At 39.4% G+C, this 16,826-nt stretch carries 12 protein-coding genes and 3 pseudogenes; 5 read left to right on the plus strand and 10 right to left on the minus strand.

Annotated elements, in window-relative coordinates:
- Positions 1-88 precede the first annotated feature (88 nt).
- The gene (rplT, locus tag J1G47_RS01445) at positions 89-442 is read left to right on the plus strand and encodes a 50S ribosomal protein L20 (RefSeq protein WP_005714486.1); all 354 of its coding nucleotides are present in this window, start codon (positions 89-91) and stop codon (positions 440-442) included.
- A gap of 229 nt (positions 443-671) precedes the next feature.
- A pseudogene (locus tag J1G47_RS01455) lies at positions 672-1,567 on the plus strand (extracellular solute-binding protein).
- Positions 1,568-1,689: 122 nt separating this feature from the next.
- Here J1G47_RS01455 and J1G47_RS01460 read toward each other — a convergent pair.
- The 5 genes and pseudogenes from J1G47_RS01460 to leuA form a co-directional block, all read right to left on the minus strand.
- Positions 1,690-2,109, minus strand: a pseudogene (locus tag J1G47_RS01460) (transposase); the annotation flags it as partial.
- Positions 2,076-2,258, minus strand: a complete 183-nt coding sequence (locus J1G47_RS01465) for a transposase (protein WP_035498565.1) — start codon at positions 2,256-2,258, stop codon at positions 2,076-2,078. The pseudogene J1G47_RS01460 and the gene J1G47_RS01465, both read right to left, overlap by 34 nt.
- A 111-nt stretch (positions 2,259-2,369) precedes the next feature.
- A complete protein-coding gene (locus tag J1G47_RS01470; RefSeq protein WP_234924165.1) occupies positions 2,370-2,879 on the minus strand; it encodes an IS256 family transposase, variant Zn-binding type in 510 nt (169 codons plus the stop codon).
- A 445-nt stretch (positions 2,880-3,324) separates the two neighbouring features.
- Positions 3,325-4,575, minus strand: a complete 1,251-nt coding sequence (gene pepT, locus J1G47_RS01475; protein ID WP_010787192.1) for a peptidase T — start codon at positions 4,573-4,575, stop codon at positions 3,325-3,327.
- 83 nt (positions 4,576-4,658) lie between these two features.
- Complete coding sequence (leuA, locus tag J1G47_RS01480; RefSeq protein WP_005711876.1) at positions 4,659-6,224, minus strand: 2-isopropylmalate synthase; 1,566 nt, start codon at positions 6,222-6,224, stop codon at positions 4,659-4,661.
- 509 nt (positions 6,225-6,733) lie between these two features.
- Here leuA and J1G47_RS01485 point away from each other — a divergent pair.
- From J1G47_RS01485 to J1G47_RS01495, 3 genes and pseudogenes are all read left to right on the plus strand, one after another.
- Positions 6,734-7,572 (plus strand): annotated as a pseudogene (locus J1G47_RS01485) (Cof-type HAD-IIB family hydrolase).
- Between the two features lie 88 nt (positions 7,573-7,660).
- Positions 7,661-7,852 carry a hypothetical protein gene (locus tag J1G47_RS01490; protein WP_010787189.1) on the plus strand — a complete coding sequence of 64 codons (192 nt, stop codon included), beginning with the start codon at positions 7,661-7,663 and terminating at the stop codon, positions 7,850-7,852.
- Positions 7,853-8,054: 202 nt separating this feature from the next.
- The gene (locus J1G47_RS01495) at positions 8,055-9,539 is read left to right on the plus strand and encodes a TrkH family potassium uptake protein (protein WP_207326703.1); all 1,485 of its coding nucleotides are present in this window, start codon (positions 8,055-8,057) and stop codon (positions 9,537-9,539) included.
- Positions 9,540-9,652: 113 nt separating this feature from the next.
- Here J1G47_RS01495 and J1G47_RS01500 read toward each other — a convergent pair whose 3' ends face one another.
- The 5 genes from J1G47_RS01500 to fmt form a co-directional block, all read right to left on the minus strand.
- A complete protein-coding gene (locus tag J1G47_RS01500; RefSeq protein ID WP_207326704.1) occupies positions 9,653-11,014 on the minus strand; it encodes a sodium-dependent transporter in 1,362 nt (453 codons plus the stop codon).
- 157 nt (positions 11,015-11,171) lie between these two features.
- The gene (ald, locus tag J1G47_RS01505; protein WP_026916992.1) at positions 11,172-12,281 is read right to left on the minus strand and encodes an alanine dehydrogenase; all 1,110 of its coding nucleotides are present in this window, start codon (positions 12,279-12,281) and stop codon (positions 11,172-11,174) included.
- 898 nt (positions 12,282-13,179) lie between these two features.
- Entirely contained in the window at positions 13,180-14,556 is a 1,377-nt protein-coding gene (trkA, locus tag J1G47_RS01510) for a Trk system potassium transporter TrkA (RefSeq protein ID WP_015939972.1), read from the minus strand.
- Positions 14,557-14,571: 15 nt separating this feature from the next.
- Entirely contained in the window at positions 14,572-15,870 is a 1,299-nt protein-coding gene (rsmB, locus tag J1G47_RS01515) for a 16S rRNA (cytosine(967)-C(5))-methyltransferase RsmB (RefSeq protein WP_207326705.1), read from the minus strand.
- Complete coding sequence (gene fmt / locus J1G47_RS01520; RefSeq protein WP_010787183.1) at positions 15,870-16,820, minus strand: methionyl-tRNA formyltransferase; 951 nt, start codon at positions 16,818-16,820, stop codon at positions 15,870-15,872. Before fmt ends, rsmB begins: the two co-directional genes overlap by 1 nt.
- Positions 16,821-16,826 lie beyond the last annotated feature (6 nt).

Raw genomic sequence — 16,826 nt, forward strand, 5'->3', positions numbered from 1 at the left:
GTAAATTAAGTACAACGTACGATTAGTTAATTTTTAGTTTAATAATGTCAAAGCGTTAATTTACGCTTAAATAGTAGGAGATTTAATAATGGCTCGTGTAAAACGTGGTGTTATTGCAAGAGCACGCCATAAGAAAGTTCTTAAGGCTGCTAAAGGTTATTATGGTGCACGTTCACGCGTGTATCGCGTTGCTTTCCAAGCAGTAGTTAAAGCTGCACAATATGCTTACCGTGACCGTCGTCAACGTAAACGTCAATTCCGTCAATTATGGATTGCACGTATCAACGCGGCAGCTCGTCAAAACGGTTTATCATACAGCAAATTCATCAATGGCTTGAAAAAAGCGTCTGTTGAAATCGATCGTAAGATCCTTGCTGATATCGCAGTATTTGACAAAGTGGCTTTCGCAGCATTAGTTGCTAAAGCAAAATCTGCTCTTTAATTTTAAAGAATAGATAAATAAGGACGCTTTCGAGCGTCCTTTTTCTTATACTTACATGATGAGGGATTATATGCAAAGTAGGTATAAGAAGTCCAGAATAGCAGCATCTTACTGAAGATGTTGCAATCAGCTTCAATTAACCTAAAATCATAGCCATCTTTAGGTAAGTTTTTATATGGCTTTAGTCAATATAAAAGGACGATTTCTCTCTATTTGGAGAACAAAAAATATGAAAAAATGGGCAGTGGTTTTATCTGCGGCAACTCTTACCTTTGGTAGTCATCACATCATGGCGAAGGAAGGGAATACGGTTTATCTCTATACATGGTCTGAATATGTACCATCAAAGTTATGATGTAATTGCCCCCACCAGCTATTTTGTTTCTAAAATGGCACGTGAAGGAATGTTGAAAGAGTTAGATCATAGCAAATTGCCTGTATTAAGTGAGCTTGACCCACAAATGCTTGATCGTCCTTTTGATAAAGGCAATAAATACTCGGTACCACAACTTTTTGGGGCAACGGGGATTGCATACAATACGGAAACCAGAGTTTAAAGATAAATTACAGTTGTTAGATGATCCTCGTGAGGCATTTAATATAGCGTTATTAAAAATGGGGCAGGATCCGAATACCCAAGACCCTGCGATTTTAAAAGCAGCGTATGAAGAATTTTTGAAATTACGTCCAAATATTTTGGCGTTTAATTCTGACAATCCCTCAAGCTCATTTATTTCTGGTGAAGTAGAAATCGGTACTCTTTGGAATGGTTCTGTACGAATTGCCAAAAATGAAGGTGCTAAAATCAATATGGTTTATCCTAAAGAAGGCACACCGCTTTGGATTGATAACTTGGCAATTCCTGCAACTTCGCAAAATCCGGAAGGAGCTTACAAGCTGATTAACTATATGCTTTCAGCTCCCGTCGCTGCAAAATTGACAAAAGCTATCGGTTATCCAACAGCAAATAAAGTGGCATTAGCACAGTTACCAAAAGATTTGGTTGACGATCCTGCTGTTTTTATTCGTTCTGAAGTGATTGAGAAAAGCCCTTGGCAAGTTGATGTAGGCGATGCGATTGAACTTTATGAGAAATATTATCAAGACCTGAAAACAGCGAAATAAATAGTCAAGGTTGCAAACAGTACAAATAAAATTGGCATAGTAGACAAAATAGTTGCTGATTCGTCAAAAACTATACCAAGTGGAGACCCTATCCCAAATTCTGTGTAAACACCCATTTCAACTTAACGGTGATCGTCTAGGCGATCACCAAAATCAATCATAAATCGATTCATTGCCAGTTTCCAGTTCTGAATCGGCATTGTCCATTTTTTTGATGCATCTTTAATCGCAAGCCAAATCACTTTGAAAACTGAATCATCCGTCGGGAATACATTTCGTTTTTTAATCGCTTTACGAATATCAGCCGGATAATCAAAAAATGTGGCAATATTTGCCCAGTTATCTTCCCAGCCTTTCGCCACAAGCGGGTATTTTGCCTGCCACTTTTGCGAAAGTGCGGTCAGATTTTCGCGAGCTTGTACTTCCGCTGGGGCCTGATAAACCTGCTTTAAATCTGCGGTGACGGCTTTGTAATCTTTCCACGAAACGAATTTCAAGCTGTTACGCACTAAATGCACAATGCAAAGCTGAATTTTCGTTTTAGATAACCAAGATGGTCGGTCAGTTCACCATTTAACGCAGCCTCGACGGTGATTTTCTTGAGCATCCGTGAAAATTGATTGAGGTCTTCCGGTGTTTTTAGATTTTTGGCAAATTCCGCTTCCAAGGCGTGAAGTTGTTTTTCGTTCATAATAAAATACCTGTGTCTGAATGTATTATCTCAGAAACAGGTATTTACACAAATTGTGGGAGAGGCTCTTGGTTTTAATTATTTTTCCTAATTATTACCAACTCTTTTTATTTAAAAATCCTTTATAAACATAATCTTATGCTTTTTCGTTAATCCATTATGAACCGATAATTTCTGCTTCAGTTCTTTAAATAACCCTTCCAACCGATTTGTTGTTTTTTCTATATTTAAGTGAGAATATTCTTCAAAGGTGAATAAATATTTCATATAGTATTTTAAACTAGCATAAGCCCCTCTTACATTACGGTGTTTATAAGGAAAATATCCTTTCTCATTGGGATATTCAGACCGTTCATCTAAAAACGCTTTATGTTTTAAATACCATTGATGTAATCTCAAATAAAATTCATTTTTGTGGCTTTCTTTTAGCGTTTTTACAATAATCTTTAATTCTTTACCCGCTTGTGATTGATGTTTTTTTCTTAATTTTCTCATCACAATGGCGACCATATGGAAGTGGCACATTTGGATTGGGGTATTAAATAAATCCTTTAACAGCCCTCTACGCCCATCATTTGTAATGGATTGAATCCTATAGCCTTTTTCTCGAAGTATGTTCAATGCGAGCTTATAATAGAGGTCTTTTTCTGTTTTGATGACACGGTGATAAACGACTTTTTATAGGTTTGTTTTCCTATTGTGTAATCAGTCCAAATATCTATTGGATTTAATTTCTTTGTGAAAGAAAAAGTTTTATGACAGGACGAACAAAAGTATCTCTATTATTTTTCTTTCCATACTTTTGGATATTGTTCTTAAGGCAAAAAGGACAGTTTTTTGTTCACATTTCAAAAAGTGGGCTTAAAGCCTTGTACTATAAGGCTTTAGCCCACTTTTTTACCAACACTTTTGTCTACTATGCCTAATTTGATATTTAGTAGATAAAGAAAAAATTACTTTGGGAAAGGCGCAATGTTAGCGCCTATTCAATTTTAGGTCTATGATGATCAAGATATAACTTATTCGTAACTATCCTTACTACAAATAATTTTAATTATAAGAATATCTATAATGATTTAAACGGATATCCCCCAAAGGCTTTTGCAATCCCCACCACCACATTTGTCGCCTGTTCCATTACATCAACAGAAATAAACTCGAAACGTCCGTGGAAGTTTTCGCCGCCTGTAAAAATATTTGGCGTTGGTAAGCCCATATATGATAGGCGTGAGCCGTCAGTACCGCCACGAATTGGCTCTAGGTTTGGCGTAATACCCTGTGCTTTCATCACATTTTCAGCAATATCCACCAGATAGCGATAATCTTTGACTACTTCGTACATATTGCGATATTGCTCGACAATCTCTACTTTACCGCACTGTTCGCCATATTTTTGTTGCATTTGTGCCATTGTAGCGGTGAGATAAGTGCCGAATTTTGCTAATTCTTCACGCTCAAAACTGCGTAAAATATAGTGGATTTTACATTCGCTTAAATCGCCTTCAATGTCGTGCAACATAATAAAGCCTTCACGCCCTTCGCTGGTTGCAGGGGTTAAATGTGGCGGTAGGCTGTTTTGGAACTCACAAGCTCGCTCTAAGGCATTGATCATCTTGCCTTTGGCTGTGCCTGGGTGAACACTGCGTCCGTAGAACGTAACAGTTGCCGCATCGGCATTAAAGTTTTCGTACTGTAATTCCCCAAGCGGTCCGCCGTCTAAGGTATAGGCAACATCTGCCCCAAAGGCTTTGACATCAAAATGATCCGCTCCACGCCCGATTTCTTCGTCGGTAGTAAAACCGATACGGATCTTACCGTGTTTGATTTCAGGGTGTGCTAACAAGTATTCTACCGCTGACAGAATAATCGCAATCCCAGATTTATCATCTGCACCAAGCAAAGTTGTGCCGTCGGTGGTCACGAGCGTATGTCCGACTAAGCCGTTTAGGTTCGGGAAATCCTGTGGCGATAGCGTATGCCCACTGCCTTTTAGCAAAATATCACCGCCTTGATACCGCTCAATAACCTGTGGCTTCACATTCTCGCCGTTGAAATCAGGGGAGGTATCAACGTGAGCCAGTAAACCGAGTACGGGAATGGCTTTGTCGCTATTGGCAGGCAATGTTGCAAACACATAGCCGTTAGGATCAACGGAAATCTCGGTTAATCCCATCGTTTCCATTTCAGTTTTGAGTAGATGAAGTAAATCCCACTGTTGCGGTGAGCTAGGGACAGTTTGGCTTTTCGGATCTGATGTGGTGTGGATTTGAACGTAACGCAATAGGCGTTCAAAAAGTTTTTTCTTAAGTAGAAACAAAAATGACCTCCCTTATACAATGACAGTAATATATTAAAATTTTTATATCACGAAATTTTAACTCAACCACAGATAAACTTAAGCTAATTTTTAAGAAAATGACTATTTATTTTCCCCTTCAAATCCGCCACTTTCTGTGAACGATAAATCGCATTGATTGCGTGGATTAAAGCTCTTGCTGAAGATTCCACAATATCTGTCGCTAAACCAACCCCATGGAAACGGCGACCTTGATATTCTACGACAATATCAACCTGTCCTAATGCTTCAGCACCTTCGCCTTTAGCGGTTAAGTTATAGTTGAGCATTTTAATTTCCATACCTGTAATCGCTAAAATAGCATTATAAACCGCATCAACAGGACCGTTACCGCCTTGTGAAACTTGGCTTACACGTTTAGCATCTAACTCAACTTGCACAAAGGCTGAAGCTGGCAAACCACTAATAATTTGTGTGGTAAATACATCAAGGGCTAAACGATCTTCATCGCCTTGTTGCATATCAATAAATGCAAGTGCTTCCAAATCATAATCAAAAACTTGACCTTTTTTATCTGCCAGTTTTAAGAAGGTCTCATAAAGTTTGTCTAAATCGTAATCGCTTTCTTGATAGCCCATCTCTTCCATATGGTTTTTCACGGCGGCACGACCAGAACGAGCGGTCAGATTGAGCTTCTCTTTTTTCAATCCGATAGTTTCAGGCGACATAATCTCATAGGTATTTTTATTTTTAACCATACCGTCTTGGTGGATACCCGATGAGTGAGCAAATGCATTTGACCCTACGATCGCTTTATTCGGTTGAATTGGCATATTACAAAGTTGGCTGACCATTTGGCTGACACGGTGAATTTCTTGAGTATTGATACGAGTATCTAAGCCGTTAAATAAGGCTTGGCGGGTTTTAATTGCCATTACTACTTCTTCAAGTGCTGTGTTACCTGCACGTTCACCGATACCGTTGATGGTACACTCAATCTGTCTTGCACCGTTTTGAATTGCGGTTAATGAGTTTGCAGTTGCCATTCCTAAATCGTTATGGCAATGGACAGAAATCACCGCTTTATCCACATTTGGTACACGGTTCATCACATTAGCAATGATGTTTCCGTATTCCATTGGTAAGCAGTAACCTACGGTATCAGGAATATTGACTGTGGTTGCCCCTGCTTTGATCGCAGCTTCAACAATACGGCAGATATTATCTACCCCTGTGCGTCCTGCATCCTCGCAAGAAAATTCTACATCATCGGTATAGCTTCTTGCTCGTTTTACAGCGTGAACTGCCATATCTAATACATCGTCAAAGGTTTTACGAAGTTTAGACTCAACGTGCAAAGCGGAAGTTGCTATAAATGTATGAATACGAAATGCTTCAGCAACCTTTAAGGCTTCTGCTGCGACATCAATATCTTTATCAACCGCACGAGATAAAGCACATACTCGACTATTTTTAATATGGCGAGCAATGGTTTGAACAGATTCAAAATCGCCAGCAGATGACACAGGGAAACCAACTTCCATTACATCTACCCCTAAACGTTCAAGAGCAAGTGCGATTTGCAATTTTTCTTTTACCGTTAAACTTGCTTTTAATGATTGTTCGCCATCACGTAAAGTGGTATCAAAAATAATAATGTTGTTGCTCATATAAAGTACCTCTTAAAATGTATTCGATAAAAAAAAGCCCACATTTTGACGTGCGGGCTAAGTGTGGGTAGTGAACTTTTCTCTAACCGAGCCTTATCCTCGCACAGAATGCGTGAATCCCAGCAGGTTAAGAGTTAAAAGTTTTACCATAGTTGTGTGTTTATGTTTGCATTGTTATTCAGAAATTGAACATATATTAACTTCAAATGGAGTAATGTCAATAGCATTTTATACTTGGCGCAAACGTTTTCTGTGTATTTTTAGGTAATTAAAATAGTTAAATATGCTAAAAAATTTAGACTAACTAGTGATTAATATAAACCCCTGTAATGTATAACGCATAAATATCATTTTTTTTCAGCAAAAAATGATGTTTAGTATTTTTTATATTATTTTGCTATTTTTTAACCGTAGCTTAATCACAAACAAAAAATGAATGCTTTCTTTTGCGATGATAAAATAAATTTGTTAGGCTTAAACTACCATTTCAAAATGATAAAGGAATTTCTATGACCTTACCTTTTCGTGCAATTATTTCTGATCTTGATGGCACATTACTTAATGCAAATCACCGCATTGGCGATTTTACTATCGAAACATTACGCAAACTTTCACAACGTGGTGTCGATATTTTTTTAGCTACAGGCAGAAATTACCCTGATGTTAAACATATTATTAGTAAAGTTGGCGTCAGCGAAGCAATGTTGGTTACATCTAATGGTGCGAGAGGGAATAGCCTTTCTGGTGAGTTGCTTTATCAAAACCACATTCCTGAAGAGATTGCTTTTAAGATAATGAGCGAAACACCCTTTGATCCTAAGCGAGTCTTCATTAATAGCTATCAAGACGATGAATGGTTCATTAATATTGAAATCGAACAATTACGAAAATATCACCAAGACTCTGGCTTTATGTATCAAGTGGTAGATTTTCAGCAACATCACGGTAAAAAACTGAAAAAGTGTTCTTTATTGGAAAAACGCCTGAAGACTTGTTACCTGTCGAGCAATTTGTGCGACATCATTATGGTGATTTACTACAAATTACTTATTCTACCCCTCAATGCCTTGAAATGATGAATAAAGGCGTTTGTAAAGCAAATACACTTGCAGACTTAGTCAAGTTACGAGGCTATACCTTGAAAGATTGTATTGCTTTTGGCGATGGAATGAATGATATTGAAATGCTATCCCAAGCAGGAAAAGGCTGTCTAATGGGTAATGCAGATCCTCGTTTAAAACAGGCTTTACCAAATAATGAGCAAATTGGTGAAAATAAAGATGAGGCAGTAGCTCAATATCTTAGACAATTATTTCAGCTAGATAAAATATGTAATTCAAGAGCGTGAAATTGAACAAATCTTATTTTGTAAAATTAGAGCATCATTTACATTTTCGTTATAAGCATATGCAGTTCGCTTTGAAACGTTTGGAAAGTTGGCGGCAAATAGTGTTTCTATTGTTACGCTATTAAGTACAGTAACTATCTCATCCGTATTATTTGGCTTAGTCAGTGCAGATAAACCAGCATTGTTTAGAACGGCAATGGAAATTCACGATAAAATTCGAGAGATGAGAGAAATTAATCAATGGTTGAAAGAAGATATGGCGAAAAAATTAGTGATGTAAACAAATGAGTATGCCTAAATTGAATATGGTGAAACCAATTTGGTCATTGAAAAATTAGAACAAAGACAGAGTAAAATTTATTCTTCGTAAAATACAAAATTTATCTCACCGCTTATAAACCAAGATCTTGGTTTTCAAATGATTTGACTCGTGCGAAAAGCAGAGTACCATTTCATTATCTTATTATTTAAAGGATTTCCCTGTGCAATTTTTTTCAATTATGCGTATTGTTGGCATTTTGGTGATGTGTTTTTCTTTCACGATGCTTGTGCCAGCGTTTGTGGCGTTGATTTATGATGACGGCGGCGGTCGTGCGTTTTTGGAGGCCTTTGTGCTGAATTTCAGTGTCGGTACGGCTTTGTGGTGGTTTTGTCGAAAATATAAGCAAGAGCTACGTTCCCGTGAAGGTTTTCTAATCGTGGTGCTGTTTTGGGTGGTGCTAGGGTCGCTGGGGGCGGTGCCATTTATTCTGTTGGAAAACCCTGATTTGAATTTCTCTGAGTCTATTTTTGAGTCTTTTTCAGGTTTAACAACAACAGGGGCAACGGTAATTACAGGGCTAGATCAGCTGCCAAAAGCGATTTTATTTTATCGTCAGTTCCTACAATGGCTCGGCGGAATGGGGATCATCGTGCTTGCGGTAGCCATTATTCCGTTATTAGGCATTGGGGGAATGCAGTTATACCGTGCGGAAATGCCTGGCCCGTTGAAAGAGCAGAAAATGCGTCCACGGATTGCAGAAACGGCAAAAGCATTGTGGCTGATTTATCTCTCTTTGACAGTGCTGTGTGCAGTTGCTTACTGGTTGGCAGGTATGAACGGTTTTGATGCAATTTCCCATAGTTTTGCCACGGTGGCAATTGGCGGATTTTCAACCCACGATGCGAGTATCGGCTACTTTAACAGCCCGATGATTGACTTGATTACGGTACTGTTCTTATTGATCTCTTCCTGTAACTTAGCTCTGCATTTTGCGGTGTTTGATCAGTTTAATGATCGCTACAAAGGCAATAATAAGTCGAATTTTCTTGGTTTGTATTGGAAAGATTACGAATTTCGCTTTTTTATTACGGTTCAGTTAGCGTTATTTGTTATCTGTTTTGGGGTGTTGTTGATTTATAACTATTTTGACGATCACTCCGTCACTTTTATTCAAGCCTTGTTCCAGTCAGTATCTATTTCGACTACGGCAGGTTTTACCACCAACGATTTTAGCCAGTGGCCCTCTTTTTTGCCGTTGTTATTAGTGCTTGCTTCTTTTATCGGCGGTTGTGCAGGTTCAACGGGCGGCGGTTTAAAAATGTTCCGTGTGTTGTTGCTTTATTTGCAAGGAAAACGAGAAATCCACCGCTTTATTCACCCAAATGTTATTCAGCCGATTAAACTTGGTAAACACGTTTTATCAGAGCGGATTGTGGAAGGGGTATGGGCATTCTTTTCAGCCTATTTCTTTGTATTTGTGGTCTGTTGGTTGGCGACTATTGCTTGTGGTATGGAAACTTTCGATGCATTAAATGCGGTGATTGCAAGTTTGAATAACCTTGGGCCAGCATTAGGCACGGTCAGTAGTAACTTTACTCAAATTCCCGACAGTGCAAAATGGGTATTAACGTTTGCAATGGTTTGTGGGCGTTTGGAAGTGTTTACCTTGTTGGTTATTCTCAGCCCGAGCTTTTGGATAGATTAAGAGATTAGTAGTATCCTCCTTTATTAGATTTTATTTACTATTATACCCACTAAACAGAAGCGGTGAGAATATTGTATTTTTTACAACTTTCTCACCGCTTTCATATTACCTAATTAAAGCGAATTAACAAAAATCACAATAATCAGTACAGGAATAACATAACGGACGTAGCTAAACCAAATGTTTGTGAATTTTTCACTGGTGTTTAACTCTTTCTTCGCTTCATCTTTCAACACATAGCCGACGAAAATCGCACTGCCTAGTGCGGTTAAAACAAAGAGAATGTTACCGCTTATGTAGTCGAAAGCATCAAAAATGCTCATACCTGCAATTTTGACATTGCTCCAAACGTTATCGCCAAGTACTGATGGAATATTACCCACGATAAAGATACCAAATAACGTCAAGGTGATCGCTTGTTTACGGCTCAGTTTGGTTTTTTCTTGCAATGCGGTAATCAATACTTCATAGATGGTAATTGATGTCGTAAGTGCCGCAGTGATTAATAAACCAAAGAAGATAATCGCAAAGATTGTACCTGCCCACATATGTGAGAACACTATCGGTAGGCTTTGGAACACTAATGTTGGTCCTGCGTTCGGGGCAACATTAAAGGTAAAGAGTGATGGGAAAATCATAAAGCCAGCAGCAAGGGCAATTAAGGTATTAATAACCCCTGTAATTGTTGCGGTTTTGACTAGATTTTCTTGTTTAGACAAGTAGCTTGATAAGGTAATTAATACCCAAAAACCAAGACTGAGTGCGAAGAACACTTGTCCTAATACGAAGACAAAGAGCTTCGGTGTGATTTTTGAGAAATCAGGCACAAGATAGAAGCTGATACCTTCGGCCGCACCAGGTAAGGTGACATTACGAATAATCATAATGATTAAGAAGACAAAGAGTAGTGGCATCAGTAATTTAACAGAACGCTCGATCCCCTTTTTAATACCTCTAATTAGGATAAAGTAGTTTACCGCAACAAAAACGCCCGTATAAAGAATAACTCTTAATGGATTGTTTTGAATGTTATCTTTAAAGTAGGCAGATGTGGTTTCAATTGTGACTGGAGAAGAGAGATCTAAGCCGCCTGTTGCTAAACTACCGATATAGGTGAGTACCCAACCGCCTAATACCATATAGTAGGCTAAGATACCGACAGAACCCAGTAGCCCCATATAGCCGAGAATTTTCCACGCAGAATGGATTTTTTTGCCATTCGCACTGCCACCGAAGGCATCAATGGAATTGACTTGCATACGACGACCGATCACATTTTCAACTAAAATCATCGGAATACCGATTACAATCATCGCAATACAGAAAAGGAAAACATAAGCACCACCGCCGTTTTCCCCTACAAGATAAGGGAAACGCCAAGTCGCACCGAAACCGACTGTTGCCCCTGCGACAGTTAAAATATAGGTTAATTGACTAGACCAAGACTGCCGTTCAGGTTTTGTATTTTCACTCATAGTACACCTCTTTTAAAAATAGCAGAGAGTAGGCTCAGTCAAGCTAACACAACCGCTAATTTGAGATTGATTTAGGGAAAACCCTAAATGGTGGATAGGAGAGATCCCCCTGATTATTCAGGGGGAATGTTCTTGATCAATACAACACAGCTTGATATTAATTTAATGCATCTTTTGGATCGGTATAAGCAATACCAAAGGCATCACTCACACCTTTGAAAGTACATTTACCGTTGTAAGTATTCAAACCTTGTAATAAGGCTGGATCAGACAAGCACGCTTCTTTCACACCGAGTGCTGCGAGTTTCAAGCCAAATTCTAAGGTTGAGTCAGTTAAACCTAAGGTTGAAGTACGAGCCACACAGCCTGGCATATTTGCCACACAGTAGTGGATTACGCCATCAACTTCATAGATAGGTTCATTGTGTGTGGTTGGATGAGAAGTTTCAAAGCAACCGCCTTGGTCAATTGCTACGTCCACTAATACTGCACCTTTTTTCATCAATTTGAGGTCTTCACGACGTAGTAAGTGCGGAGCTTTAGCACCTGGAATTAATACCGCACCGATCACTACGTCAGCTTCTGGTAATAGGCTTAAAATATTGCCACGAGAGCTGGTGAGTGTTTTGATACGCATATCAAAGATTTGATCGATATAAGCAAGACGAGCAGCGTTAATATCTAGGATAGTGACATCCGCCCCGATACCCATTGCAATTTGAGCCGCATTTAAGCCCACAACACCGCCACCTAAAATCACCACTTTCGCTTTTGGTGTACCCGCTGTACCGCTGAGTAACACACCAGCACCACCGAAGGTTTTTTGGATATATTTCGCAGCTTCTAAGGTCGCCAAACGTCCTGCAATGGCACTCATCGGTGCTAAGCAAGGTAAACCTGCAGGGGTTTTGATGGTTTCATACGCCACAGATTGAATTTTGCGTTCAAGCAACATTTCGGTAAGCGGTTTGTCTGCGGCTAAGTGTAGGTAGGTATAAAGGATTTGATTTTCGCGGAAGTAGTGATATTCACATTCAATAGGCTCTTTCACTTTGATGATCATATCACTTTTTGCAAAGAGTGTTGCTTTGTCAGTCAAAGTTGCACCTGCGGCTTGATACGCTTCATCAGGGAAACCAATTTCAGCACCTGCACCGTGTTCAATATAAACAGTATGCCCTGCTTCAACATAAGATTGCACATTTGCAGGGGTTAAGCCAACACGATACTCTTGGACTTTCACTTCTTTTGGGCAGCCAAGAATCATAGTTTTCTCCTTTAAGATGTAATGAATATATTATAAATAGTTGATTGAAATAGTTATTAATAATATATCATTCAGCGGTTGCATTTATGTATCAGATATACTATTAAATATCCTGTTTCGTCTATATTATATTAAAGGCTTATAAAGTAATTCTGTGATCACAATCACATTTTTTGAAAAAAGATATCTTGATATATCCGTTTGTAGAACCATAAAACCATCTTTGACAGGAGGTTCCCTCTCTTTCTGTAGATTGCTTTTTATCATTTATAAACAGAATAATATTATCGTTTTCTTTACTCATTATGGTTATGCACAATTAGTATTTTGTACCTACCAGTAATCTCTCCTTGTGACCATTTTATCTTACGGATTTTACGCTTTGCGTAGTTTTCCTTTAGCGTTTCCGAATATGATGCTTTTTATTTATTTCGTCAGAAATTACCGAAAATAAACTTTGGCTACTTGAATATTCGGACTTTGATAATTTAACTTTCTTAAATAGTAATAATGACAGGATATAAATCAAGTCTAATAATTCAAACTTAGCAATATAAAAACTAAGTAATGGTGGTTAAAAGAGAAATCCAATAATTAAATTTGATTTACTCTTTCATTCAAAATCAGTACTTATTTTAATTTTAGATTAATAAGATAAGTAGAATCTGTTGTTAAACACATATGTAGTGGAGTTTATATGACGTATAAAATTATTTTTATCCATTGTTATTTACACGAACATAGCATATAAAATGGAAGCGAGCATAGAACTATTTTATTTTGAAGATTTGCCCGTGATTTGTGACTTACATCTCAGCTAGAAAGAGAGGCGAAATAGATTTTGTATTAGATACAATATAGGCAAGTTAATACTAGTTCTATTACTCCTCCTTACTTATTACAAGAAAAACGCACTCAACTGGAAGAGTTTTTCCACTTCGGCAGACTGTTTCTTATCATTCACAAACAGAATAATGTGATCGTTTTCCTCGATCACCGTAGATTTATGGGCAATCAGCACCTCACTATTTCGCATAATCGCCCCCACAATTGCCCCCTGTGGCAGTTTTAGCTCGCTGATTTTGCGACCAACCACTTTTGAGCTTTCTTTATCGCCGTGAGCAATCACTTCAATGCCTTCCATTAAACCTTGTTTAAACGAAGCCACACGAACAATATCGCCTTTGCGGACGTGGCTTGACAAAGCGGAAATTGTCGCTTGTTGTGGTGAAAGAGCAATATCAATAGTCCCACCTTGAATAAGGTGTAGGTATGCCATTCGTTGCACTAAAACGATCGCTTTTTTTGCTCCTAACCGTTTTGCTAACAAAGACGACATAATGTTCGCCTCATCATCGCTCGTCAAAGCAAGGAATAAATCAATGTTCTCAATATGTTCTTCAAATAACAGCTCTTGATCGGACGCATCGCCACATAACACCAAAGTCTTAGACAGCTTAGAAGCAAGTTTTTCGGCTCTTTCTTGGTTTCGTTCAATCAGTTTAACACTGCAACGATCCTCAAGTGCTTTAGCAAGTGCAATTCCAATGCTTCCGCCCCCCACAATCATTACTCGCTTATGTGGTTTTTCCAGCCTTTGTAATTCTGCCATTACCGCTTTGATATGTTGCGTAGCACAGACAAAAAAGATTTCATCACCAGCTTCGATAATCGTTGAACCTTGAGGAATAAAGGCTTTTTCTTGACGGAAGATTGACACAATTCGGGCTTCAACATGAGGTAAATGATCGCCTAATGCCGAAATAGGGTAGCCAACCAACGGACCACCATAATACGCCTTTAAACTCACCAAACTAATTAATTCATCGGCAAAGTGAGCAATCTGCAAGGTACCTGGGTAATCAATAAGGCGTAAAATATCCTGTGTAACTAATAATTCAGGTGCAATGATATGATCGATAGGCAATACGGCGTTATTAAATAAGGTATCACGCTCACGGACATAATCCGAATTACGAATACGGGCAATTTTAGTTGGTACATTAAAGAGCGTATATGCAATCTGACAAGCAATCATATTGCTTTCATCATTATTTGTTACCGCAACCAATAAATCCGCATCACTTGCTCCCGCCTCTCGTAAAATACGAGGTGAAGCCCCATTACCACGAATAACTTGTAAATCGTGCTTATCTTGCAATTGTGCTAAACGTTGCTGATCATCATCAATAATGGTGATGTCATTATCATTATTCGCTAAATTTTCTGCCAGTGTTGAGCCAACTTGCCCTGCACCTAAAATGATGATTTTCATTGCCTACTCACCGTTTTACGCCTGTTTCACTAACTTCGCATAGAAAAATCCATCTCCCCCATCTTGTTTAGGAAAGAATTGCTTCATTAAACATTGCTCGCCACCCACATTGATTTCGACTAATTTAGCCTCTGGGGTTTGAGCTAAAAAGTGCTGAATTTGCTGACTGTTTTCTTCTGGTAACACAGAACAAGTGGCATACAGCAACACACCGTTGGGCTTGAGCCTTGCCCAAAGTGCTTTGAGAATTTTCCCCTGTAATTCTGCCAACTCAGCAATATCTTCTTCTTTGCGTAGCCATTTAATATCTGGGTGACGACGGATTACCCCCGTTGCAGAACAAGGGGCATCAAGTAAAATTTTATCGAACATCTCACCGTTTGTAAGCCACTGTTCAGGCTGGCTGGCATCACCGCAAATCACCGTTGCCGTTTGGTTTAAACGAGCTAAATTCTCTTTAACCCGAACTAAACGGGCTTCTTCAATATCTAATGCAATTACTTTTGCTTGCGGTGCTTTTTCTAAAATATGGGTTGTCTTGCCCCCCGGTGCCGCACAGGCATCTAAAATCAACTCGCCATTTTGTGCATCAAGTAATTCGGCAGACCATTGTGCGTGTGCATCTTGCACCGTTACCCAACCTTGCTCAAAGTGAGGAAGCTGGCTGACCGACACTGCTTTATCTAATAAAACGGCACAATCAGGCACGCAAGCGGTTGCTTCTTTGTGATTTTTTGCAAGATCGCCCAACAATGCCACATAGTCCGTTCGGTTAGTCCGTTGAGTATTCACCCTGATCCACATCGGCGGTTTTTGGTTATTTGCATCAACAATCTCTCGCCAATTCGGATAGGCTTGTTTCAGCTTATTCACCAACCATTCAGGGTGTAGCGTTTGCCAATGTTTATCCACTTTCGCCAAAATTGCTTCTTGCTCACGCAGAAAACGGCGAAGTACTCCGTTAGTCAAGGCTCGAAAGCTATCTAACTTTAACACTTTTGTCGAATTAACCACTTCATCTACCGCGGCGTAGGGCGGTACTCGCATATAAAGTAGCTGATATAAGCCAACCAAAAGCAAACAATGCACCAAGCGAGTTTTGTTTTTCAGCGGTCTTTCTACCAACAATTTGATAATCGCTTCTAAACGGGGCAACACACGGCAAATACCAAAGGTCGTTTCCTGTACCCACGCTAAATCTTTACTATCAAGTTGCGATTGTGCTTCGGGGATCAAGGTTGAAAGGGATTTGCCCTGATCCAACACCTGTAAAATAATCTGTGCCGTAACGGCACGAGTGGAATGTTTTTTCATTAGAGAACGCTTCCTACCTTAAACCAATCCCCCCGTCCGTTTAAAAAATCTTGTACGGACATCGGTTTTTTACCTGCTGGCTGAAGTTGGGTAATGTTTAACACACCTTGTTGCGTGGCAATTTGGATACCGTTTTTATCCACCGCCAACACCGTGCCGACCGCTTTCTCTTGATGTGGTAGCACTTCCGCTTGATACACTTTTATCCGCTCCTCCACCTCATTCACCATCAGAGTTAAGTATGCCATCGGGGCAGGATTGAAGGCTCGGATATTACGTTCAAGCTGACAAGCGGTCATATTCCAATCTAATTTTGCTTCTTCTTTCGTAAGTTTTTCGGCATAGTTCGCTTGCTCGTCTTGCTGTTTTTCAGGCTTAAACTGACCGCTTGTTAAACCGTTTAATACTTCAAGCAACGCTGGCGGTGCAAGTTCGGCAAGTTTGGCATAAAGGCTGGCAGACGTTTCCGTCGCTAAAATCGGTGTTGTCACCTTATGCAACATATCGCCCGTATCTAAGCCAATATCCATCTGCATAATGGTCACGCCCGTTTCCGTATCACCAGCCCAAATAGAACGCTGAATAGGCGCAGCCCCACGCCAACGAGGTAACAACGAGCCGTGAACATTTAAGCAACCATATTTCGGTGCTTTTAACACCGCTTCTGGCAGAATTAAGCCATAAGCCACCACAACCATCACATCAGCGTTTAACGCCTGTAACTCTGCCTGAGCCTCTTCTTTGCGTAACGATTTCGGTTGATACACAGGAATATGGTGCGCTTCCGCCAACTGTTTGACTGGACTAGCTTGTAGCTTTTTCCCACGCCCAGCAGGCTTATCTGGCTGTGTATAAACAGCAATAACGTTATGTTCCGAATTTAACAAGGCTTGTAAATGGGTTGCGGCAAAATCAGGTGTGCCTGCAAAAATAATGTTGAGTTTTTTCATTGTTGA

The organism is Glaesserella parasuis (assembly GCF_017352235.1).
GTDB lineage: Bacteria > Pseudomonadota > Gammaproteobacteria > Enterobacterales > Pasteurellaceae > Glaesserella > Glaesserella parasuis.